This window comes from Mesorhizobium sp. 2RAF45 (assembly GCF_052115225.1).
GTDB lineage: Bacteria > Pseudomonadota > Alphaproteobacteria > Rhizobiales > Rhizobiaceae > Mesorhizobium > Mesorhizobium jarvisii.
In genome coordinates this window covers 1-21,881 of the sequence record NZ_JBFRGG010000013.1, presented here as the reverse complement: position 1 = coordinate 21,881, position 21,881 = coordinate 1, and the positions used below count along the sequence as shown (strand labels likewise).

Annotated in this window: 23 protein-coding genes and 1 pseudogene; 14 read left to right on the top strand and 10 right to left on the bottom strand. The window is 61.4% G+C overall.

What is annotated here, in order from left to right; translation table 11 throughout:
- Positions 1–1,038 carry a HEAT repeat domain-containing protein gene (locus AB4Z43_RS26245; RefSeq protein ID WP_441939515.1) on the top strand — a complete coding sequence of 346 codons (1,038 nt, stop codon included), beginning with the start codon at positions 1–3 and terminating at the stop codon, positions 1,036–1,038.
- Complete coding sequence (locus tag AB4Z43_RS26240) at positions 1,035–2,462, top strand: glycosyltransferase family 2 protein (protein WP_441939513.1); 1,428 nt, start codon at positions 1,035–1,037, stop codon at positions 2,460–2,462. Before AB4Z43_RS26245 ends, AB4Z43_RS26240 begins: the two co-directional genes overlap by 4 nt.
- A gap of 15 nt (positions 2,463–2,477) precedes the next feature.
- On the opposite strand, the gene AB4Z43_RS26235 is transcribed toward AB4Z43_RS26240, so the two are convergent.
- From AB4Z43_RS26235 to AB4Z43_RS26195, 9 genes and pseudogenes are all read right to left on the bottom strand, one after another.
- Positions 2,478–2,840 carry an Hpt domain-containing protein gene (locus AB4Z43_RS26235; RefSeq protein WP_441939511.1) on the bottom strand — a complete coding sequence of 121 codons (363 nt, stop codon included), beginning with the start codon at positions 2,838–2,840 and terminating at the stop codon, positions 2,478–2,480.
- Positions 2,841–2,891: 51 nt separating this feature from the next.
- Entirely contained in the window at positions 2,892–3,533 is a 642-nt protein-coding gene (locus AB4Z43_RS26230) for an ATP-dependent DNA ligase (RefSeq protein ID WP_441939509.1), read from the bottom strand.
- A 196-nt stretch (positions 3,534–3,729) separates the two neighbouring features.
- Positions 3,730–4,068, bottom strand: coding sequence for a slr1659 superfamily regulator (locus AB4Z43_RS26225; RefSeq protein WP_019860251.1), 339 nt, complete (start codon positions 4,066–4,068; stop codon positions 3,730–3,732).
- Positions 4,069–4,086: 18 nt separating this feature from the next.
- The gene (locus tag AB4Z43_RS26220) at positions 4,087–4,647 is read right to left on the bottom strand and encodes a slr1658 superfamily regulator (protein ID WP_019860250.1); all 561 of its coding nucleotides are present in this window, start codon (positions 4,645–4,647) and stop codon (positions 4,087–4,089) included.
- Positions 4,648–4,649: 2 nt separating this feature from the next.
- Positions 4,650–7,016, bottom strand: coding sequence for a SpoIIE family protein phosphatase (locus tag AB4Z43_RS26215; RefSeq protein ID WP_441939506.1), 2,367 nt, complete (start codon positions 7,014–7,016; stop codon positions 4,650–4,652).
- A pseudogene (locus AB4Z43_RS26210) lies at positions 7,013–8,190 on the bottom strand (methyltransferase domain-containing protein). Before AB4Z43_RS26210 ends, AB4Z43_RS26215 begins: the two are co-directional and overlap by 4 nt.
- A 2-nt stretch (positions 8,191–8,192) precedes the next feature.
- Positions 8,193–8,708 (bottom strand): hypothetical protein, encoded by a 516-nt coding sequence (locus AB4Z43_RS26205; protein WP_027047220.1) that lies wholly within the window; start codon positions 8,706–8,708, stop codon positions 8,193–8,195.
- A 175-nt stretch (positions 8,709–8,883) separates the two neighbouring features.
- A complete protein-coding gene (locus tag AB4Z43_RS26200) occupies positions 8,884–10,623 on the bottom strand; it encodes a putative bifunctional diguanylate cyclase/phosphodiesterase (RefSeq protein WP_020628984.1) in 1,740 nt (579 codons plus the stop codon).
- Positions 10,624–10,924: 301 nt separating this feature from the next.
- Positions 10,925–12,067: a helix-turn-helix domain-containing protein gene (locus AB4Z43_RS26195; RefSeq protein ID WP_019860244.1), complete on the bottom strand. Its 1,143-nt coding sequence runs from the start codon at positions 12,065–12,067 to the stop codon at positions 10,925–10,927.
- Positions 12,068–12,297: 230 nt separating this feature from the next.
- On the opposite strand from AB4Z43_RS26195, the gene AB4Z43_RS26190 reads away from it, so the two are divergent.
- Positions 12,298–12,600 carry a hypothetical protein gene (locus AB4Z43_RS26190; protein ID WP_069091344.1) on the top strand — a complete coding sequence of 101 codons (303 nt, stop codon included), beginning with the start codon at positions 12,298–12,300 and terminating at the stop codon, positions 12,598–12,600.
- 111 nt (positions 12,601–12,711) lie between these two features.
- Positions 12,712–12,963 (top strand): hypothetical protein, encoded by a 252-nt coding sequence (locus AB4Z43_RS26185; RefSeq protein WP_027047219.1) that lies wholly within the window; start codon positions 12,712–12,714, stop codon positions 12,961–12,963.
- 80 nt (positions 12,964–13,043) lie between these two features.
- Here AB4Z43_RS26185 and AB4Z43_RS26180 read toward each other — a convergent pair whose 3' ends face one another.
- The gene (locus AB4Z43_RS26180) at positions 13,044–13,802 is read right to left on the bottom strand and encodes an IclR family transcriptional regulator (protein WP_441939503.1); all 759 of its coding nucleotides are present in this window, start codon (positions 13,800–13,802) and stop codon (positions 13,044–13,046) included.
- Positions 13,803–14,014: 212 nt separating this feature from the next.
- Here AB4Z43_RS26180 and AB4Z43_RS26175 point away from each other — a divergent pair, with 212 nt between their 5' ends.
- From AB4Z43_RS26175 to AB4Z43_RS26130, 10 genes are all read left to right on the top strand, one after another.
- The gene (locus AB4Z43_RS26175) at positions 14,015–14,854 is read left to right on the top strand and encodes a cyclase family protein (protein ID WP_069093312.1); all 840 of its coding nucleotides are present in this window, start codon (positions 14,015–14,017) and stop codon (positions 14,852–14,854) included.
- Positions 14,854–15,204, top strand: a complete 351-nt coding sequence (locus tag AB4Z43_RS26170; RefSeq protein ID WP_019860240.1) for a cupin domain-containing protein — start codon at positions 14,854–14,856, stop codon at positions 15,202–15,204. The genes AB4Z43_RS26175 and AB4Z43_RS26170 overlap by 1 nt, the downstream gene beginning before the upstream one ends.
- A gap of 124 nt (positions 15,205–15,328) precedes the next feature.
- Positions 15,329–16,129 carry an SDR family NAD(P)-dependent oxidoreductase gene (locus tag AB4Z43_RS26165; RefSeq protein WP_019860239.1) on the top strand — a complete coding sequence of 267 codons (801 nt, stop codon included), beginning with the start codon at positions 15,329–15,331 and terminating at the stop codon, positions 16,127–16,129.
- 3 nt (positions 16,130–16,132) lie between these two features.
- A complete protein-coding gene (locus AB4Z43_RS26160; RefSeq protein WP_038644723.1) occupies positions 16,133–17,098 on the top strand; it encodes a 3-hydroxyacyl-CoA dehydrogenase family protein in 966 nt (321 codons plus the stop codon).
- A complete protein-coding gene (locus AB4Z43_RS26155; RefSeq protein WP_202360617.1) occupies positions 17,061–18,359 on the top strand; it encodes an ABC transporter substrate-binding protein in 1,299 nt (432 codons plus the stop codon). The genes AB4Z43_RS26160 and AB4Z43_RS26155 overlap by 38 nt, the downstream gene beginning before the upstream one ends.
- A gap of 62 nt (positions 18,360–18,421) precedes the next feature.
- Positions 18,422–19,156 (top strand): ABC transporter ATP-binding protein, encoded by a 735-nt coding sequence (locus tag AB4Z43_RS26150; RefSeq protein WP_441939499.1) that lies wholly within the window; start codon positions 18,422–18,424, stop codon positions 19,154–19,156.
- Positions 19,149–19,859 carry an ABC transporter ATP-binding protein gene (locus tag AB4Z43_RS26145; protein WP_064986264.1) on the top strand — a complete coding sequence of 237 codons (711 nt, stop codon included), beginning with the start codon at positions 19,149–19,151 and terminating at the stop codon, positions 19,857–19,859. The genes AB4Z43_RS26150 and AB4Z43_RS26145 overlap by 8 nt, the downstream gene beginning before the upstream one ends.
- Positions 19,859–20,722, top strand: a complete 864-nt coding sequence (locus tag AB4Z43_RS26140) for a branched-chain amino acid ABC transporter permease (protein ID WP_019860233.1) — start codon at positions 19,859–19,861, stop codon at positions 20,720–20,722. The genes AB4Z43_RS26145 and AB4Z43_RS26140 overlap by 1 nt, the downstream gene beginning before the upstream one ends.
- On the top strand, positions 20,722–21,735 hold the full coding sequence (locus AB4Z43_RS26135) for a branched-chain amino acid ABC transporter permease (RefSeq protein WP_441939496.1): 1,014 nt from the start codon (positions 20,722–20,724) through the stop codon (positions 21,733–21,735). Before AB4Z43_RS26140 ends, AB4Z43_RS26135 begins: the two co-directional genes overlap by 1 nt.
- A 47-nt stretch (positions 21,736–21,782) precedes the next feature.
- Positions 21,783–21,881, top strand: a 99-nt coding sequence (locus AB4Z43_RS26130) for a 3-keto-5-aminohexanoate cleavage protein (RefSeq protein WP_441939014.1), incomplete at its 3' end; no start/stop codon positions are given.

Here is a 21,881-nt window from a genome sequence, read left to right as displayed (position 1 = left end):
ATGTGGTACATCTGGGATCTTTCCATTTTGCTCAGCGCCCTTTCCCTGGTGATCATGCTGTTCCTGATCGCGCGCCGGGTGCTGCAGGAACGCCGAGGCAGGGCACAGATCGATCAGCGGCGCCAGCTTCACACGGCACTGATCGCCTTCACGGAAAACCGGGACCGCGAGGCCTTGAAGGTGGTGTTGCTCGCGGTGCCGGCGGGCGTGGCGATCAATGCCGGCTTCGAGTTCATTTCGCTGCTTCGCGGCGAGGAGTATGACGACGTCCTTGCCGCCTTCGACGAATGCGGCCTGCCGGCGCTTGTCGGCAAGCAGCTGGAAAACGGCAACATCGCCGAGCGCATGCACGCGGCCGAGATGCTTGCGGCGCTGCGTTCGGAAAACGCGGTGGCGAGCCTGCTTTCGGCGCTCGACCGTGACCGTTCGCGCGAGGTGAGGATCGCCGCCGCCATCGCGCTTTGCGATCTCGGCAGCCTGCCGCCGCTCGATATCGCGCTGGCCAAGGTCGGCGTGGCGGGACAGCGCTCGCGGCGCCTGATCGAGCTGTTCAGGCGCTTTCCGCCGGCGCGCTTCGAGGAGCTCAGGGATCATGCCGCGCGCACCGACGCGATACCCTTCATCCGGGCCGCCGCGATCGACGCGCTGGCTCATGCCGCCGGGTTCCATTTCGCCGATTTCTTCGCCCGCGCCACCGGCGATCAATCGCCCGAGGTCGCCGCCGCGGCGCTACGCGCGCTGGGCCTCACCGGGCACGCCGAGGCGCCTGCCATCCTGGCGAGCGCGATGGCCAACGGCGACTGGGACGTGCGCGCCGCCGCCGCTGATGCCGCCGGGCGCCTCGGGCTCGCCGGGCTCGCCGCGCCGCTCTCTGCGCTGATGGACGATGAGGCATGGACAGTGCGCTATGCCGCCGCCAACGCGCTGCGCTCGTTTGGCCAGCCGGGAGAACGGCTGCTGCGTGACATCGCTGCGAGCGAGGTCTCGCGCAGCCAGCGCACCGCCTCGCTCATCCTTGCCGAGGGGCCGGCCGCATGATGTCCGACTGGAGCCACGAGATCGTTCTGGCCGCCTCCATCCTGTCCTGGTTCATCATCGGGGCGGGGCTGGCGCAGACCACGATCTATCTGTTGCAGCTCATTATTGCCGCCTACGCGCTTTCCAGGCGCCCGCCGGTCGCGCGCTCGGCGCTGCTGTGGCACCGCTATGGCGACGTCGCGCCGCCGATCGCGCTCCTCGTACCCGCCTATAATGAGGAAGTGAACGTGGTCGAGAGCGTCCATTCGATGCTGGCGCTCGAGTATCCGAATTTCGAGGTGATCGTCATCAACGACGGTTCCAAGGACCACACGCTGCAGCGCCTGATCGAGGCCTTCAAGCTGGTGAAATTCCGCCGGCCTTATGAGGAGGCGCTGGCGCACGAGCCGATCCGCGGCCTGTATTCCTCGCCGATGACCGAGCGGCTGTTCGTGGTCGACAAGGAAAACGGCGGCAAGGCCGATGCCCAGAATGCCGGCATCAATGTCTGCCGCGCGCCCCTTTTCTGCGTGATCGACGGCGATTCCATCCTCGAGCCCGATGCGCTGATGCGCGCCGCCCAGCCCTTCATCGACGACCCCGAGCGCACCATCGCCGTCGGCGGCACGATCCGCATCGCCAACGGATCGAGGATCGAAGCCGGCAGGGTGCGCGAGATCCACCTGTCCAACCGCTTGCTGCCGTTGCTCCAGGTCGTCGAATATCTAAGGGCCTTTCTCATGGCCCGGCTGGCCTGGAGCCGCATCAACACGCTGATGCTGGTGTCCGGCGCCTTCGGCATGTTCCGCCGCACGGAGGTGGTGGCGGTGGGGGGCTTCACCAAGGGCTCGATGGGCGAGGACCTCGATCTCGTCATCAAGCTGCACCGCCACATGAGAGATGCCGGGCGCAAATACCGCATCCAGTTCATTCCGGAGCCGGTGTGCTGGACCGAGGCGCCGGAGACGCTGAGCGTGCTTGCCAGGCAGCGAACGCGCTGGCAGCGCGGCGCGCTCGAATGCTTCTTCCGTTACCGCTCCATGCTGTTCAATCCGCGCTATGGCCGCGTCGGCTTCCTGGGCTTCGGTCACATATTGGTTGTCGACGTGCTAGGGCCGGTAGCGGAGGTGCTGGGCTACATCCTGATCCCGGCATTCTGGCTAATCGGCATCCTGTCGACCGAGTATCTGCTGGCTTTCACCTCGCTCATCTTCACCTACGGCGTCTGCGTCAGCGTGTGTTCCCTGGTTCTCGAAGAGGCTGAGTTGCAGCGTTTTCCGCGCGCCAGGGACCTCGCCGTGCTCACGGCCGTCGCCGTGATCGAGAATTTCGGCTACCGCCAGCTCAACAATTTCTGGCGCGTGAAGGGCTGGTGGCAATATTTGCGCGGCAACCAGGGGTGGGGCGAGATGACTAGATCCGGCCTGACCGGCGCCAAGAAATGAGCCCGGCAGGCCGCGTCATTCCAGAGTGCGCTCGATCTCCGCGATAAGCGTGTCGAGCGCGGCGCGGGCGGCGTGCGGCTGCTCGATCAGCAGCGTCTCCAGCTCCGACGCTCGTGCGCTGATACCCGGAAAGCCGAACGTTCCGGCAGCACCCGCCAGCGAGTGCGCTATCCTGACCAGCGGATCGCCCGCCCCCCGGGGCAAAGGGCCGCCCTCACATGCGATGGCCTTCAGCTGCCCGAGCTGATCGGCGCACCGGGTAAGGAAGCGTTGCCGCAAGGGGGCGAAAGGATCGTTTGAGATGGGTGGTGCTCCAATGGGATGTCGAAAGTATTCAAGCAGAAAGCGGTGTAGGTTTGAACTGGCTGCTTGTCGCACACGACCTCCTGCCCGAGGACTGCCCGAGGCCGCCAGAAGCGTCGTCGATGCTCAGAAATCGGCCTCCTCGAAGTATTTGGCCTTCAACCATGTGTTCGACGGTCCGCTCGTGTAGCTGCTGTCGGCGCGCTTCGAGATGATGCTCTTGAGCCCCACCTTCTCGACGGCGCGAAAGATCGCTGGCGCAGTGCTCTCGAAATGCTCGCTGTACTGGATCTTGCCGAGGCCGTGCTCAACCAGTTGCCGTAGCGCCTGCTTGCGCTGCAGGAGGGGCAAGGAGACTAGATTGCGACCGTCGAGATGGAGGATGTCGCACGCGACGAACGCGAGCCGGCTCGGTTCGTTCCAGATCGCGGCTTCCAGCGAAGGGCAATCGTGGGCGCCTTGCTCGTCCGGCACAATGACATCGCCGTCGATAATGGCGGCCCGGCATGGCAGCTCGACAGCCAGCGCGATGGGCCAATATTTGGTGGTCCAGTCACGGCCGTTCTTGCTGTAGAGGCGCACGCCGCCTTTATCGATGATGATCTGCGTTCGGTAGCCGTCAAGATTGACCTCGTGAACCCATCCCTCATCTCCGGGCGGCTCCTCGACGCAAGTCGGGATCTGCGGCGGAATGAACTCCAGCCGGCGGCCGGTCGCCTTGGCACGCTTACTCAATGACGCCACCTTTGATCGCGCAACGGCGGCCAATCGGCACAGGCAGCCCGACATCCCCCCAACATGGACGCCTGCCGCCTGTGCCGAGCCCCCGCCGAGCCATTGCCAGCATCTGCGCACCAGGCCGAATTGTCGTTACCTTCGCATCCAAATACTTGTCATGGAGTACATATCTCACTCGGTGCGTCACTCTTGTAGCACGCAGTCCGTAGGCTGATTTCGGGCGACCTTAGTCCATCAAAAGCACCAGGGCGGGATGCAGCTTCTTCAGATTCGGCAAGGATTTCGATTGCCAGGGTATGTCGGGCGTTCCGCGCACGACGAACCGAACATCGGGATGCTTGCGCACCTCGATGGTAAATTTCGCCAGCAGGTTGATGCCAGAAGAGTTGAGAAAGTGAAGGTCCTTTAAGTTGAGCGTCATGGAAGAGGGATTTGAGGCAAGGACACTGGTCGCCAGAGCCATGATAGGCGCGCCGGCTTCGGAACTGGCAAGCCGCATGACACCGTCGAAAAAAATATCGCTTCCTTCAAGCCACACGCGGTAGTCGTCTGTTTTGATTTCCATAGACTGGCTTCGCCTCAGCTAGTTGTGAGTTTGCGAGATCGGAATGGAGGCATATGTCTCCAGGCAAATCCGATCGCTTTCGTCGGCGGTGCTGAATATCCAAGCCATGCGTGCGCCATAGTCGCTCATCAACGTGAGCAATCCGAGTCCGGAGCCTGCCATGTCGGGGTTCGCGGCATTCGCTTCGATTCGCTGTATCAGCAGGTCCTTGGGGTCGCCAACCGTGATGTTCGCCAGGAGACTTTGGAACTCGGACACGTCATCACCATCGACGTCATTCAACACCTTGAGCTTGAAGTGCTCCGAATCCATCGATGCCTCGATCACGATCTCACCTTGTGCGCGAAACTTGACGGCATTTTCGATGAGCTCGTTGACCAGATATCCGATGCTATGGTGCACTTCCCTGTAGTCATTGCGGGACGCCTGAAAGCGCAACGCAAAAAGATCGGCGAAGAAGTCCGAGGTCGTGGCACAATGACGCCAACTCAAGTCGAGTGGTCCGTCGAACAGCCGCACACGACTGACACCTTCCATCGTCCCGATAGCAAGCTCAGATGTGCCGAACAGCGTGGTCATTTCTATGTGTGCCTTATGATCACGAGGGTGATGTCGTCATGGATCTTCTGGATTCCGATATGGGCCATCAGATCCTCGACGATTCCGGTTTTGATTTCCTCTGCGCTCCCGCCTTGACGTTTTCGTGCGCTCTGGCAAAGGCGCTCGAACCCGAACAGCCTTCTGTCCTGGTCTTCCGCCTCGGTCACACCGTCGGTGTGCAGCACGATCACGTCGCCGGTCCCGAACTTGATGTCATACGTGTCAATGAACGGCGAGATGTCACTCTCCAGACCAACCGGCAGACCCAGATCAAGCGTGTCGATACGTTCGACTTCCCCGCCCGCACGGACGACAAGGACGTCCTCATGTTGGCCGGATAGCGTTACCCGTCCATCCTCAAAGTCAAGGAAGGCCAGCGAGAGATGCTTGTCGGTGTTCGTCCGCTCAATATTCTTGTAGATCGCTCTGTTCAACCGATCCAGAAACTGGTGCGGATCCGCTTCGTTGGTCTCCTGCAGCGCGCGTGCGACGGATTGGACCATCAGCATCAGCACGCCGCTTTCGAGACCATGACCGGTCACGTCGCCAATGCCGACCTTGACCCGTGAACCGTTCTGCAGAACGTCGTAGTAGTCGCCGCCGACCTCGTCTGCCGGCCGCATATACGCTGCGATCTCCAGCCCCGGAATCGCTTCGAGTTCGATTGGTTTCGGCAGGACCATCATCTGGATGTGTCTGGCAACCGCGAGTTCGGCACCGAGGCGGACGTTCTCGTCCCGCAACTTTTCGTTGAGTGCGGAAATCTCCTGATTGGCGTCCCCCAACTCCTTGGTTCGTTCGTCGACGAGTTGCTCCAGGTTTTCAGTGTGAAAGCTGATCTCCTCAGCCATCCGGTTGAAGGCAATCCCTGCCGCTCCAACCTCGTCGCGCGTTGGAATGCTCACGCGCACTGAATAATCTTTGGACTGGAGCTTCTGGGCGGCACTGGCAAGCGCCCTCAGGCCCGCTGTGATCCGCTTCGAAATTCCGAGCACGGCCGCAAAGACAATCAGAAGCGAAACGATGATCGCACCGACCTGAAACAGCAGGATGCGATTGGTTGCGCGCGAAATACTCTCCTGCGCGGCGAACAGGGACGCATAGATCTCCCGTTCGGGAACGACGATCCCGACCGACATCGTTTCGGACTTAATCGGTCCCGAACTCCACAGATTGGTCGGCTTCAATCTCTTGAGGACAACGATGTAGGGAACGTGTTCGCCCTTGTTGTCGAGCATGATGTGCTGGATGACACCGTCATTGTTCTGGTCGAGAGGCAGCGACGCGATAGCCGGCTGCGTACTTCCCCGCAGAGACCTTTCCAAGCCGGTGACGCCCTGCGTGCCGGCATCGCTCGATGAAGTCAGGCCGATGATCGCCTGGCCAGACGGATTGATCGCCACCACATTGCCAGTCGACATCGTGAGAAAGCCGAATCCGGTTCGAGCGATCTTCACCCGTTCGACGACTTCCGCCAGCTGATCGAGAGTAATGTCTGCTCCCGCCGTGCCGGCGATACCGGTGCGATCAAGCGTCCACAGCGGGTGGAAAAAGCTGACGATCAGCTTTCCCGTGATCGCATCCGTGTAAGGCGCTGTCTGGGTAATGTCGTCAGGAACCGGACGGGAGGCAGGATCCTTGGCCCATTGCTGCCATGAACCATAGATACCCGGAAAGAAGAATTCCCAGAACTCCGCCTTGTTGTGGCCCGGATAGAGCTTGTCGAAGGTCTGCGCCTGGTCCGTATACGGAACCGTCCTGAAGATCGGCCGTTCTTTTGGACCAATATAGTACATCTGCAATTTGGACGACCCGCTGGCCATGAGGGTCGGCGCGACGAGATCGATCACGGTACTGTCTTCTATTTCCTTCTGAACGCCCGGTAGCGGGGTATGGTCGGCACCCAGCAGGTAGCCCCAGACGCTCACCACGGAAGGCGCGCCCGGCAGATTCTGCGCCCAATTGCCCTGCGCGTCGTAGACGATCTTCACGGAGCCGGGCGCCTGATGCGAAAGCGTCGCTCCGACCTGTTGCTGCCTACTCGGATCGTCGATCTGGGCCTGCAGCACGCCGGCCAGCGCCTTGACGTCGCCATGAACCCGATCGAGCAACAGGTCGACGCTCAACGCCGTCGATTGCGCATAGGAACGAATGTATTCCTGGTTTGCGGTCGTCAGGCCCTCACCGACTTCGGATGTGGCATCGCGCGACAGCTTTTGAACGTTCCAAAGCGCCAGACCGCCGCTCAGCAGTAGGTCGAACAGGACGGCGCCGCCAACGACCAATACGAATTTCGCTCGAAAGGAGCGCAGGCCGAAGCGCGGTGTGGGCTCATTGTCGGCTTTCATTGTGGCCGTTGCCCCGATGCGACCCAGATCGGCCAACCCGCATAACCCTTGGGGTGGAGTGCAGCGAAAATGTGGTCCTGGAAGCCCTGTCGGAACCGTGCGATGAACTCCGGTCCGTCGCCGCGTCGGGTCGCCATCTCGCCCGCATAGACATCCGCCCAGGCCACAACGACATCGGCGAAGTCCTGCGGATCGCCGTCAAGGTTAGTGACCATGAACGACTCCACACGTATATCTTCGAACCCGGCTTCGACCAGGTATCGCCGACTCTTGGGCCCGAGCTCGACGTCCATCTCGAAATGCCTGAACAGCTTCGCCACCTCGTTGTAGGTCCAACGAATGCTTTCGGCGCGCGGCTCGCCGAGGCAATGCGAATTCTTCTCGTTGGTAATGTAGACCCGCCCGCCCGGCTTGCATATGCGGTAGAGCTCCTTGAGGATGAGTTCAGGCCGATTGAAGATTTGAAGGGAATGCCGGCAGGTGACCAGGTCGAACTGCGCCTCGTCGAGCAGCATCTCCGATGCATCGCCATAGGTATACTCGATGCCCCGGATATCGAACTCCTTCATCACGCGTCGAGCATAGCTGAGGCTTGACATGGAGTGGTCGAGGGCGACGATTCGCGACGGCTGGAACTCCTTCTGCACGAGCACGGCGAAATCTCCGATCCCACAACAGATGTCGGCCATGACGATCCCGGGCCTCATGCCGTGTCGCGGCAAGATTGCGCGCTCGTGGCGCCAGGTCATCTTTGTTTGCGTGCGCAGGATCGGAACGAACGCGCCTTCCTCGAGGAAGCCCTGCCCCGGATAGAATTGACTGTCATACTCCTCGACCGTGATGTTCGGTTCGATTCCGCTCAGCGACGGAATTTTCGCGAACTCCATCCGACGACGCTTGACGTGATGACGACGAATTTGAGATCAGGGCGAGCGCGGCAGGCATCGATGATGATCCTCGAAAAGGCGTGAAACGCAGCGCTGTTCATCTGCGTCAGGCGTCTGACATTGACATAGAGAACGCCGCGCACACGACCGATCGCATCACGAAGCAATGCTATGCTGGGGCCAAGCTCATCGATCGCCTGAGGCCGGACCACCCCCGATATGGAGAACTCCTGGTTGTTCGCGTCGTATTGCGCCTTGAAGCGCGGGAGAAGGTCGTACGGGCCCAATTTTACTGACCCTCAAGCGGAAGATCCACGACAAGCTTGATTGCATCGCCGTCGGCTTCCTCGACCCAGAGTGTCGCGTTGTAGTCGACAGCCAGTTCCAGGAGGACCATCTCCCGGCTGGGCGCAAGATCCCCAGACACCGAGTTAAGGTATCGCTCCTTGGCCTCGAATGCTGCGACTTGCGACAGGGCCTCTTGGTAGAATTGGCGCTCCCCTGGCAGGCAAGGGAATGTCAGCTCGATCCTATCCGTGGCGCCATGGCGAGACACCCTGCACGCCAATTCGCCGTCGGCAAGGCGCGTGCGAAAGGCGACTTCCAGCAGTTCGTTAAAGGCAGAGGAAAAGAGATTTGAATGCCGGACCGAGTCTGATCTATTTTGACTGATCATCCGCGCCATGTATGTCGAGACATAGTCGCAGTGTCTCCAAGCGGAGACGAAAGCCTTGATTTCCATGTCGACCTGGATCATGGGCTCAAACGTCGGCTCGCCAGCCAGGTCATGTTGAACAGGTCCCATCGGCATATTCCCTTGTTTCGTCGATATGAGCCCTGGTTGAGCCATGACCTCCGAGATGGAAAATTTCACCGCGCCCATCATGAGCCAGTCTCGCACCGACTCGAAGAATTGTGCGGTATCTGCCTCGATCGTTTCTACAAATCTCCATTTCACCGTTAACAAAGAGTGCAAGGCGCTAGACCGCCCGATTTGCCTCCATCGCGCGTACCACTCTCAGCGGGGACCGCCTGATGAAATCGCTGGTCGCCTCGGCTCCGAGCGGCCGACCCAGGAAATTGCCCTGCAGGCAATCGCAGTTCTCCTTGATCAGCCACCGTGCCTGTACCGACGTCTCGACCCCCTCGGCGGTGACGCTTATTCCCAGGCCGTGCGCCAGACTTATGATCGATCGCACGATCGTCTGGCTCTTGAGGTCGGTGTCTAGGTCTGCAATGAAGTATTGGTCTATCTTCAATGTGTCGAATGGAAAGTTCTTGAGGTAACTCAACGACGAATAGTATGTTCCGAAATCGTCGAGCGAAATTCGTATTCCTAAGACATTCAGAGTATTTAACGTGTCGATATTGTCGATCGTCTTCTCAAGAAGAACCGTCTCCGTTATCTCAAGTTCAAGTCTGTCTGCCCGGATTCCAACTGCATCGATGATCTGAGCGACCGTGTCTGTCAGCGTGCCGCTAAGGAACTGAGCCGGCGAGAGGTTGACTGCGACTGTCAGCGAGGAAGGCCAAGTCAATGCCTGGCGACAGGCTTCCTCGAGCACCCATCGTCCAATCTGATCCATCAGGCCGTCGGCTTCGGCGATCGGTATGAACACGCCGGGAGGAATGATTCCGACCTCGGGGTGCCGCCACCGCAACAGCGCTTCGAAACCGATCACCGACGCGGGAGGGCGAATGAGCGGCTGATACTCCAGATAAAGCTCGCCCCGCTCCAGCGCGGTTCGAAGGCTGCGCCTCAGATTCTCGCGTTGCTCGAGTAAGAGCAGCATCGAGCGGTTGAATGTTCGAGCGCAACCGCGTCCATCTGTCTTGGCTGCGTAAAGAGCAATGTCAGCGGCTTTCATCAACTGCTCGCCATCGGTCCCGTGTTCCGGCCCGAAAGCAATTCCGATGCTCGAGCCGACGAAGACGGGGATGCCGTTGATGACGAAGGGGATCTTGAAGGCGTCGACCAGCGACCCGGCGAGGCGCTCAGCCTCTGCTGGCTGCTCCCTTCCCAATTGGATGACAGCGAACTCATCGCCGGCATACCGGTACGCGGATTCGCCGTCCTGCAGCGCGTCGCGGATACGGCCCGCAGCCAGCTGAAGAAGCGTATCGCCCGCTCCATGGCCGAGCGTATCGTTGACCGATTTGAAATCGTCAAGGTCGATCTGCAGCAGGGCGGCTTTCGGCTTTGGTTCACCGAGGGTCGCCAGGGCCTGCTGCAACTGCTCGCCGAATCGCCGCCGATTCTGCAGTCCAGTCAGCACGTCATGCGTCGCCAGATGGAGCAGAATTCCATGCTCCTGCTCCTCCGCCGCGCTTCGCCCGCCATGCTTCCTTGATTCGATGATCCCCACACCATTTGCGGTGCCGAAGACGAAAACGGACCGGGGCGCTTCGCCCGATGATGGCGGCAAGTCGATGCTTGCCGGAGAGCCGCCCTGGAACACCCGAAGAAATTCGTCGCGGCACCTCGCATCGAGGAAGCTCGGGTAGATCGCCCAGATGGCGGCGCCCGTCGCCACCACGCCTCCGTATACGCCTTTGAGCTTGGTTGCGTAGTGTGTGAGACAGAAGTCGCGGTCATAGAACGACAAGAGTTCGGTCGTGTTCGCCAAAAGGTCAGCGAGAAGCGCTTCGCCCGGACGCGGAGCATCGCTTGAGGAAGGCCCCTCACTCTCCGAGCCGACGCCTGATGCCTCTGGGTGCAAGAACCACCTCGGTGCGAATCCACGTCCCCCAAATGTAGAAATAGCATAACCGCCAGACTTGGCAAACTTTCCACTTGCAGTCTTAACAAGTGCCGACGCGGCGTAGTTGCAATGTGTGCTCCGCTGCGGTTGGCGGCGACAACGATGAACAGTCCAGTTGGTTACTAAATCGAAAATTGGCGGGAATTGGCTATATGATTGACGGCGTGGTGGACGGGACACGAAATATTCTGGCCCATGACACGGCGTGGCTCGCCCCTGTGTTGAGCCCGCTCAATCTCGATCATCGCCGGTCCTGCACTCAGCTTCCGAGCGCTTTGAGCCAACCTTCAAAGGAAGAGGTCTTCTCGCGTTCAGCAAGCGAAACAGAGTGGGCGGGGCGCGGCAACATCATGGTGCTGCGGCCTTCTCGGGGGCTGTAACCGAATTCCTTGCTGAATGCCCGGCTGAAATTAGCCGCTGAACTAAACCCAAAGGTCTCAGCAATATCAACAATTCGCCGACTGTCCGCCGGGTCGCTGAGCGCAACATGGGCTGCCAGAAGTCGGCGACTTTGTATGTAGTGGAGAACACCCCCGCTCGGTTCGAACAATTGATAGAGACGGGAGCGTGATACGCCGAGAGCCCTGCACATTGAATCCGGCGTCAAATGAGCCGCATCCAGATTGTTTTGGACGTATCGACGCGCTCGCTCCATCAGCCCGACGCTCGCCAATTGTTCGGCGGCCGCAGCATGGTCCGCCGGAGGCGCGAGGCAGGCAATGATCATGCTGCGGGTTGCGTGTACGATGCGGGGCAGATCTTCAGCCGTGAGACTGCGCAGTCTTGCTTCGACGCTATTGACGTAGTCGGCCAAGAGGTCGGCAAAGTTGCCGGACAGAATTGAATTGTTCTTTGCGTCGAGGGTTGATGCCGCATCAGAGAACAAATCGCGCGGCAGATAGAGGAAGAGACTTTCCGAGTCCGTTACCCTCCCCCGAAACGGGTAGCCAAGCGATCTGATCTCCAATTTGCCTGACTGGGTCTCCGCAACGCGGCGATCGACCTCCGTCCACGACCGGCCAGTGCGTGGCAAGACGATATACCAATGATCGATTGAACTGGATCGGAGCTTGGCGGCCGAACGGATGTAGCTATGTGCCGGCGCGCGCTGCTGAACGATCAGCATTCCACCGAGATTCCAAGCTGTGTGGGAGGCGGGAAAGCCATCGTCCGGCGATTTGTCATCCGGCAATCTGACATCGACAAGCGGCGCCATATGCAGTTGCCAAGCGGCGAATTGATCGCGTGGCGCCAGTTCGAGCGTTGAAAAGGCCAGAGGTTCGAGCACTGGCACGAGCGATGGAGCGGCCTCATCGTGGGGTTGACCTTCGCGCGGCCAGCGACGCCTATCACGGTCCCGCGGCTGCCTCGCTGGGGCCTCGTCTTGCCTCTTAGTATCCATCGCGTGGTGCCATATCCGAATCGGGTATGCCCATGCCCCTCTCAATCATGTGGTGTATTTCAGCCATCTGGCAAGACTGGCGGAACTCGAGTCGACCGAAACAGCGATCCGCTGGATTGCAGTAAGAAATGCATTCCGAGATAAGTTTATGGATGCGAAGCTAACGACACTCTTCAACTCGATGCATATAGAATCTGGCATCGTGAACTAGGAGTTGAGGAAGCCGCGAAATGAACACAAAACTCAACAGCGAAGCTCGGCGCAAGATAATTCTTGATGGATACGGTAACAACGAGCCGTTGAAGGTTATTGCGGAAAGGATCGGATGCTCACTGGCGAGTCTGAAAGTCACCGCCAGTAAGCTCGGATGCACTCGAACTCCGAAAGAGGCGGCGGAATTTCGGCGCGGTTTTCACGTCCCGGAAAACAAACGGCGAGATTACTACCAGCTTATGATTGCTGGGCAGTATAGAGCTCGCGAGTGTGCGGTGATTTTGGGACTCCTAACAGAGGAATCATCAGGCAACAGGTAACTGATTCCAATACACTGTGAACGATATTTTCGCTTGAGAATTGCATCGCGTGAGCGGTTCATCAGCAAAGCCCGCCGCAAGTAAGGGGCGGGCCCTGAAAGGTTCGCACAGATGCTGCGTCGACGTTTCAATCGCACCTGCCTGAGCCCTCACGATCTGGCTATTTGCGAACGCGTGTTCGAACAGGTCTGCTCGGATGAGAAGCTCGACCCTTTGGACCCGGACGCCGAAATCTTGGCGGTGATGGTTGTGTCCATTTTTCGAAATGCTCGCACCAGCGAGCGCGAGCTGCTGGAGGCGGTCAGGTCTCGTCGGCAAAGGCTCCGGCAACCGGGCACCCGAGCAATTCCAGGAAAAGTGTGAAGCGGCTTGGCTTGTCGCGGCGGCGTGACGGTATGATCGGAATTGGTCACGGCGGGCTCGGGGCGGCCCCAGCGCACAAATCATCCCCCGGTCAGCGCTTCTATGTCGTGGCGCAGTTTCAGGATAGCCGCCGTGAGGCCGGCCTCGCCTTGTTTGAAGCGCGTCGACGGCGTCGGGATCGACACGCCGTAGAAGTCCCCCTTCCAGTCCTTGAAGGCGATACCGACCGCCGAAATGCCTGATGTATGTTCATCGCGGTCGAAGGCGACACCGTGCTGGCGGACTTGCGCAATTTCTTCGATGAAGCCACGCATGTCGCGCTTGGTGCCCGCGCGCGCCCATTCGCCGCGCGCGAAGCGCTCCACCGCGTCGTCATCCATCAGCGCCAGGCAGGCCTTGCCGTTCGCGGTTGTCGTCAGCGGGAACGTTTCCCCGACTGAGGAAACCGCGCGCAACCTTTGCGTGCCAGCGATCTGGTCGATGAAGATCAGGATGTTGCCACGCAGGATCGACAGGTCGACGGTCTCCTCGGTATCGCGCGACAGGTCCTGAAGCAGCGGCCGGATGGTTTCCGCGATGTTGTAGTGGGCGGATTCTGCAAGCGAATGCAACTCGGGCCCGAGCCTTATGCCTGAGCCGGCGCTCGAAGCGATCACCAGCCGCTCGGCTTGAAGCGCGCCGACGATGCGCTGCACGGTCGATCTCGGCAGGTCGACCCGTTCGGCGATCTGGCCGAGGCTCATCCCGGTCTGCGAACCCTTCAGCGCCCGCAGCACCGATGCCGCGCGCGCGATGACTTGAATGCCGTTCCTCGCCTCGGCTGTATCGGCTTCCGACATCGTCCTGCTCCAACTCTCCGAAGTCTGGCGTTTGCCACGGAAACCCTGGGCGCGCCAGCCTCATTGTGGGTTTCGTAAACCGTATCATGATACAGCTTGACTGCAATACGGTACATATGTATCAAATTGCAGTACAGGAAACTCGGGAGGAGCTTTCCATATTTCAATCTGCAGACCTGGCCCTGCCTCGGTGGGGGATGGAGGATTTTGTCATGACGATCACGGTTCGCGGCATCGAATTCCAGAGCAATCTGGACAATCCGATGGGCATCGAATTCTACAATCTGTCGCATCGTTTCGGCTACCAGTGCCCGAACTGGCCCTATTTCCGCGACGTCCGCATCGAGCGCATGCACTACATGGCCAAGTCCGGCGTGCTGTCGCAGACAATCACCACGACCATGCATGTGACGACGCATATCGACGCGCCGGCGCATGTCGTGCAGGGCACCCCCTTCATCGACGAAGTGCCGCTGCCGCATTTCTTCGGCTCCGGCATCGTCGTGTCGCTGCCGAAGAAGAAGTGGGAACAGATCACCGCAGACGACCTCGAAAAGGCCTGCGGCAAGGCAATCCGCAAGGGCGACGTGCTGATCATCAACACCGGCTGGCACAAGGTCTACGAAGACGGCGATTATTTCCCCTACTGCCCGGGCTTCGTGCCCTCGGCCGCCGACTGGATGATCGAGAAGGGCGTCAAGGTGGTGGGGCACGACACCCAGGCCAATGACCATCCGCTGGCCACCGCCATCGGGCCGCAGCGCAACGGTCCGCTGCTGCCGCATCTGGCGGAGGAGTACAAGCAGTGGTCGGGCGGCATCGACTGGAATGATGCTTTCCCCGAATGGGAGCCGGTGCACCAGAAGATATTCAAGGCGGGCATCCTCGGCATCGAGAATGTCGGCGGCGATCTCGATGCCGTCACCGGCAAGCGCTGCACCTTCGCCTTCTTCCCGATCAACTGGGACCGCGGCGATGGCTGCATTATCCGCCTAGTGGCGATGATCGACAAAGGCCAGAAATACCGCATCGAGCCCGGCGAGGCGTTCTGATGCTTGCCAAACGCTTTGCCGACGCAAAGCCCTACTTGGCGCCCAACCATCGCGACGTTGTTGGGCTTCGTCTCCAGGGCTTCGAGGCAGGCGGCCCGGAGAACCAGTGGGTCGGCCTGTCGCAATTCCTTCCGTGGGGTGGAGCAGGGCCGGACTCGACGCCGTTCGAAAAAGTCTACGTCGTCCTCGAGGGGCAAATGACGGTGATCGCTAATGGCGTCGAGACGGTCCTGCAGAAATATGATTCCTGCACCATCGCACCAGGCGAAGTGCGCGAGATCGTCAATCGCACGAACCATGTCTGCACGATGCTGGTCGTCATTCCCTATCCGCCCGGAGCGAAGCCATGAGCGACCTGAAGACCAGGAATGCGAAGCCATGAGCGACCTGAAGACCAGGAATGCGAAGCCATGAGCGACCTGAAGACCAGGAATGCGAAGCCATGAGCGACCTGAAGACCAGAGGTGGGAAGCCATGAGCGACTTTCTAAAGAAACCACTGTCGCTGTTCGACATTGCCGGCAAGGTTGCAATCATCACGGGCGCATCCGGCGCCTTCGGCGCACTGGCCTCGCAGGTCCTTGCCGGAGCGGGAGCAAAACTCGCCATTGTTGCGGGCAGCGCAAAGGCCCTGGAGGACACGGCGGCAGCGTGTCGTGAACTCGGCGCCGAGGTCGAAGCGATCAATGCTCGCCCGTCCGATGAGGCCGCCTGCGAGGCGATCATATCGAAGACGGTCGAACGTTTCGGCCGAGTCGACATTCTCGTCGTTGCGTCAGGCAAGAACGACGTCGCGAAAATCACCGAGATGGCGCCGGCCCGGTTCCTGGACGTGATGGATGCCAACGTCACGCAATCCTGGCTGATGGCGCGCGCCGCCGGCAAGCAGATGCTGGCGCAAGGCGAGGGCGGCAAGATGGTGCTGATGTCCTCGGCGCGCGGCCTGCTCGGCCATCCCGCCGGATACACCGCCTATTGCGCGTCGAAGGCCGCCGTCGACGGCATCACCAGGGCGCTCGGCTGCGAGTGGGGGGCGACCGGCATCACAGTCAACGCCATCGCGCCGACCGTCTTCCGCTCGCCGCTGACAGCGTGGATGTTCGAGGATACGGAAAACGCCCAAACTGTCCGCAAAGGGTTTCTGGCGCGCGTGCCCAAGGGCCGCCTCGGCGAGCCCCAGGACCTGGCCGGGCCTCTGCTGTTTCTGGTCTCGAAGGCGTCGGATTTCTACACCGGCCACACGCTTTACGCCGATGGCGGCTATACGGCAGGCTGAGGCATGACCCGAGCCAAGCAAACCATCGCGATCGTCGGCGCCGGCCTCATGGGCCATGGCATCGCTCAGGTCTTTGCAAGGGCCGGCCATCGCGTCCGCGTCTTCGACGCGCAAGCGATGGCTCTTGATACGCTGCAGTCGCGCATCGCGAAAAACCTCGCTGACCTGGGTTTCGGGATCGGCTCGGAACGCAACGTGTCCGGCCACGCCGATCTCGCCGAGGCCGTCGCCGTTGCCGATATCGTCATCGAGGCGGCGCCGGAAAAGCTTGAGCTGAAACGCTCGATCTTTGCCGAGTTGGTTCGGCTGGCGCCGAAATCGGCGCTGCTTGCCTCCAACACATCGGTCATTCCGATCGGCCAGATCGCCGAAGGGCTGGAAACACGCGCGCGTATTCTCGGTACACATTGGTGGAATCCGCCCTTCCTGGTGCCGCTGGTCGAAGTGGTGGGATCCCCCGATACATCACCCGAGGCGATCGCCGCGATGATCGCCCTCTTGTCGTCGGTGGGCAAAACACCGGTGCATGTGAGGAAGGATGTTCCAGGCTTTGTCGGCAACCGGCTTCAGCACGCGCTGTGGCGCGAGGCAATCGCCATCGTTGCGGAGGGCATCGCCGATGCAGAGACCGTCGACACGGTCGTCAAGGCCAGTTTCGGCCGGCGGCTCGCGGTGCTCGGTCCGCTCGAGAATGCCGATCTCGTCGGCACCGATCTGACGCTCGACATCCACAATGTGGTTCTCCAGCATTTGAACCGCTCGCCTGAGCCGTCGCCTTACCTTAGCGATCTCGTCGCGTCGGGCAGGCTCGGCATGAAGTCGGGCGAAGGGTTTCGCAACTGGACCGACGAACAGGCCGGCGGGCTGCGGGGCACGGTATTTTCCTATCTGAGAAATTTCGCATCAACGCCAACAGGCTCGGGAGGAGACCATGGTGAAGACGATGAAAGCAGCCGGCGCGGAGCATAAGGTCACGCGCCGCAACTTTTTGAAGACTGCGGCCGGGACGGCGCTTGCCGCACCGGCAATCCTCAGCATGACGCGCGCCTATGCCGACACGCCGACCATCAAGGTCGGCTATGTCAGCCCGAAGACCGGACCGCTTGCCGGTTTCGCGGAAGCCGACGATTACATCGTCGGCGGCATCAACAAGGCCTTCGCCGGCGGACTGCAGAACAATGGCAAGTCGTGGGCGGTCGAAATCATCGTCCGCGACAGTCAGTCGAACCCGAACCGCGCCGCCGAGGTCGCTTCGCAGTTGATCCTCAAGGACGAGGTCGACATCCTGCTGGGCGCCGCGACGCCCGACACGACCAATCCGGTTTCCGACCAGGCCGAGATCAACGGCAAGCCATGCATCACCACGGATTGCCCCTGGCAGCCCTACTTCTTCGGCCGCGGCGGCAAGCCGGACAAGGGCTTCGAGTCGACCTATCATTTCTTCTGGGGGCTGGAAGACGTCATCGCCAATTTTACCGCGCTGTGGAACCATCCCGGCGTCGAGAAGAAAGTCGGCGGGCTGTTCCCCAACGATGCCGATGGCAATGCCTGGGGCGACGCCGAGCTCGGCTTCCCCAAACCGCTCGCGGCAGGCGGTTTCGCGCTCACCGATCCGGGCCGCTACCAACCGCTGAGCGACGATTTCTCGGCACAGATATCGGCCTTCAAGGCCGCCAATGCCGAAATCATCACCGGCGTGATGATCCCGCCGGACTTCGGCACCTTCTGGGCGCAGGCTGGCCAGCAAGGTCTCAAGCCAAAGATCGTCACCGTCGGCAAGGCTCTGCTGTTCCCCTCGGCCGTGGCGGCGCTGGGCGAGCGCGGCAACGGCTTGTCCTCCGAGATATGGTGGTCGCCCAACCATCCTTTCGTCTCATCGCTCGACGGCACGACCTCTAAAGCCCTTGCCGATGGCTACACCGCCGCGACAGGCAAGCCGTGGACGCAGCCGATCGGCTTTCGCCATGCGCTGTTCGAAGTGGTGGCGGACGTGGTCAAGCGCGCGGCCGATCTGGAGGACGCGGCCGCGATCGTCGAGGCGATCCGCGCCACCAGCCTGAAGACCATCGTCGGCACCATCGACTGGTCGAAGGGGCCGGTGAAGAACGTCTCCAAGACACCGCTCGTCGCGGGCCAATGGCAGCGCAGGGATGACAAGCTGGAACTGGTGATCACCACCAACACCCAGGCGCCGGAAATTGCGATCGGCGGCGAACTCGTCCTTCTGTAAGCTTCGGGCGGCGGCCGTGCTCCGGCACGGTCGCTGCCGCACTCATTTGAAGGACACTCGCTTTGCCCATCCTGGCTGTCAACGGCGTAAGCAAGCGCTACGGAGCCCTGCAGGTTACCGACAATGTCACGCTGTCGGTTGGCAAGGGCGAAGCTCTGGGCATCATCGGCCCCAACGGCGCGGGCAAGACCACCCTGTTCAACCTGATCGCCGGCACCGTGCTGGCCGACGCCGGCACGATCGACTTCGACGGCACCGATGTCACCCGCATGCCGGCACGCCAGCGCTGCCACCGCGGCATTGCCCGTTCCTTTCAGATTCCGCATCCCTTTGCCGGGATGACGACCTACGAGAACATCCTGGTGGGTGCTGCCTTCGGCCGCAAGGCATCGGAGCGCGACAGCGAGGCGAGGGCGGTAGAGGTGCTCGAACTTACCGGTCTCCGGCGCAAGGCGAATGTGCTCGCCGGCCAGCTGACGTTGTTGGAACGCAAGCGCCTGGAAATGGCTCGCGCCTTGGCAAGTGATCCCAAGCTGCTTCTGCTCGACGAGATTGCCGGCGGGCTGACCGAACCGGAATGCCTGGACCTTGTCGAGGCGATCCGGCAGGTGCGCGCCGCCGGCGTCTCGATCATCTGGATCGAGCATGTCGTCAACGCCCTGCTTGCCGTGGTCGACCGCATCGTGGTGATCGACTTCGGCCGGAAGATCGCCGACGGTGACCCGCGCGCGGTCATGGCCAGCCCGCAGGTCGCCGAAATCTACATGGGTCTGGATGCGGAGGCCGTGCATGGCTGAAACACTGCTCGCCATATGTGGGCTCAAGGCCTTCTATGGCGATTTCCAGGCCTTGTTCGGTGTTGACCTCGAGCTCGGGGCCGGTGAGGTGTTGGCGCTTATCGGCGCCAACGGAGCCGGAAAATCGACGCTGCTCAAGGCGATCACCGGGCTGGTGCCCTGCAGCTCGGACATGGTGCTGCTGCGCGGCGAGCCGATCGGCGGCGAGCGGCCTGACCGTATCGCGCGGCGCGGCATCGCCCTGGTGCCGGAAGGGCGCCGCTTGTTCCGCTCGCTCAGCGTCGAGGAGAATCTGGTGATCGGCGGCGAGCGCGCCAAACCCGGCCGCTGGACGCTCGACGCGGTCTACCAGCTGTTTCCGATCCTTGGCGAGCGGCGGCGCAGACCCGGCACGGCGCTGTCGGGCGGCCAGCAGCAGATGGTCGCCATCGGCCGTGCCTTGATGGCCAATCCCGACATCATCCTGTTCGACGAAATCTCGCTTGGGCTGGCACCGGTGGTCATCAAGGATATCTACGCCGCCTTGCGCCCAATTGCCGCCACCGGCGTCTCGATCATCCTGGTCGAGCAGGACGTCTCGCGGGCGCTTGGCGTCGCCAAGACATTCGTCTGCCTGCAAGAGGGCAAGGTATCGCTTGCGGGCCGTCCCGCCGAGCATGACCGCGCGGCGATCACCGCCGCCTATTTCGGGATGCATCGCTGATGGACTGGGTCAACGCCATCGTCCAGGGCGTGCTGCTCGGCGGGCTCTATGCGCTGTTCGCCGCCGGCCTGTCGCTGATCTTCGGCGTCATGCGGCTGGTCAACATTGCCCATGGCGATCTGATCGTGCTCGCTGCCTATATCGCCCTGGTCGTGGTGCACGCGACCGGCCTTCACCCGCTGGCGTCGGCCATCATCGTCGTACCGCTCATGGCGGCGATCGGCTACGGCCTGCAGCGCCTGCTGCTCAACCCGACGATCGGCAAGGATCTCTTGTCGCCGCTGCTCGTCACCTTCGGCATCTCGGTCATCCTGCAGAACGGCTTGCTGGCGACTTTTACGGCCGACAGTCGGCGGTTGGCCGCCGGTGCGCTGGAAACGGCCAGCATCCAGGTGCTGCCGGGCCTGAGCCTGGGCATCCTGCCGCTCTTCATGTTCGCGGTGTCGGTGCTGCTCATTTTCGGTCTCGAATGGATTTTCTACCGGACCAGTCTCGGCCGAGCCTTCCGCGCGACCTCCGATGACGCCGAGATCGCGCAGCTGATGATGATCGACCGCCGCCATATCTTCGGCATGGCGATGGCGCTGTCGGCTGGGGTGGTGGCGATCGCCGGCATCTTCCTCGCCATCCGCACCAATTTCGACCCGTCATCCGGCCCAACGCGGCTGCTGTTTGGTTTCGAGGCTGTCATCATCGGCGGGCTCGGCAATCTGTGGGGCACGCTCGCCGGCGGCATCGTGCTTGGCGTCGCGCAGGGGATCGGTGCGCAGATCTCGCCAGGCTGGCAGATCCTTGCCGGCCATCTCGTCTTCTTCCTGGTGCTTGCGCTGCGGCCGAAAGGCCTGTTCCCGAGGATGGACTGATGCACGCCGGTTTCTCGATCGAGCGCTCCACCGCGACCAGCCGGGTGACCGCGATTGCAACCCTTGTCCTTCTTGTCGGCCTTGTCGCGGCACCCTGGTGGGCGGGTCGCGCCAACATCCGGCTGCTTGGCGAGATCTATTCCTTCATCGCGCTGGCCAGCCTCTGGAACCTGCTTGCCGGCTATACCGGCCTGGTCTCTGTCGGCCAGCAGGCCTATGTCGGCTTCGGCGGCTATGCGCTGTTTGCGCTCGCCATGTTCCTTGGCGTCCATCCGTTGCTGGCGATCCTGCTCGCCGGTGTGCTGGGCGCACTGATCGCCATTCCACTCGCACCGCTGCTGTTTCGCCTGCAGGGCGCCTATTTTGCCATCGGCACCTGGGCCCTGGCCGAAGTCTTCCGTCTCGGTTTCGCCCAGCTCTCGGCGCTCGGCGGCGGCTCTGGAACCAGCCTCACCGCGAGCGTCGTCACCGGCATCGCGGCCAACCGCGACGTGCGCGAAATGCTGGTCTACTGGACGGCGCTGGCGCTCGCCCTCGCGGCGTTGGCCTTCGTCATCCTGCTGCTGCGCTCGCGCATGGGGTTGGCGCTGACGGCGCTGCGCGACAGCGAGATCGCCTCTGAAAGCCTCGGCATCGACATCTGGCGCAGTAAGCTTTTCGTCTATGTCGCAGTCGCCGGACTGACCTCGATGACGGGCGCCTTCATCTTCCTGCAGAAGCTACGCATCTCGCCGGATGCCGCCTTCAGTGTCAACGACTGGACGGCCTATGTCATCTTCATCGCTGTCATTGGCGGCATCGGCACCATCGAAGGCCCGATCGTCGGCACGATCCTGTTCTTCCTGCTGCGCGAGACCCTGTCCGACCTCGGAACCACCTACCTGTTGATCCTCGGCGCGGTCGCCATCCTCGTCATGCTGAAAGCCCCGAAAGGGCTATGGGGCATCCTCGCGTCGAAGACCGGCCTCTCGCTGGTGCCCACACGCCGGCGCGTAGCCTTTCAGGACCAGTAGAACAATCGTCGCTTCCCGTGCAAGGAAAGGACCAGCCCGTGGCCGACCTGTCGAAGAAAGTCATCATCACCTGTGCCGTCACCGGCGGCATCCACACGCCGACCATGTCGGATGCGCTGCCTTTCACGCCGGACGACATTGCCCGC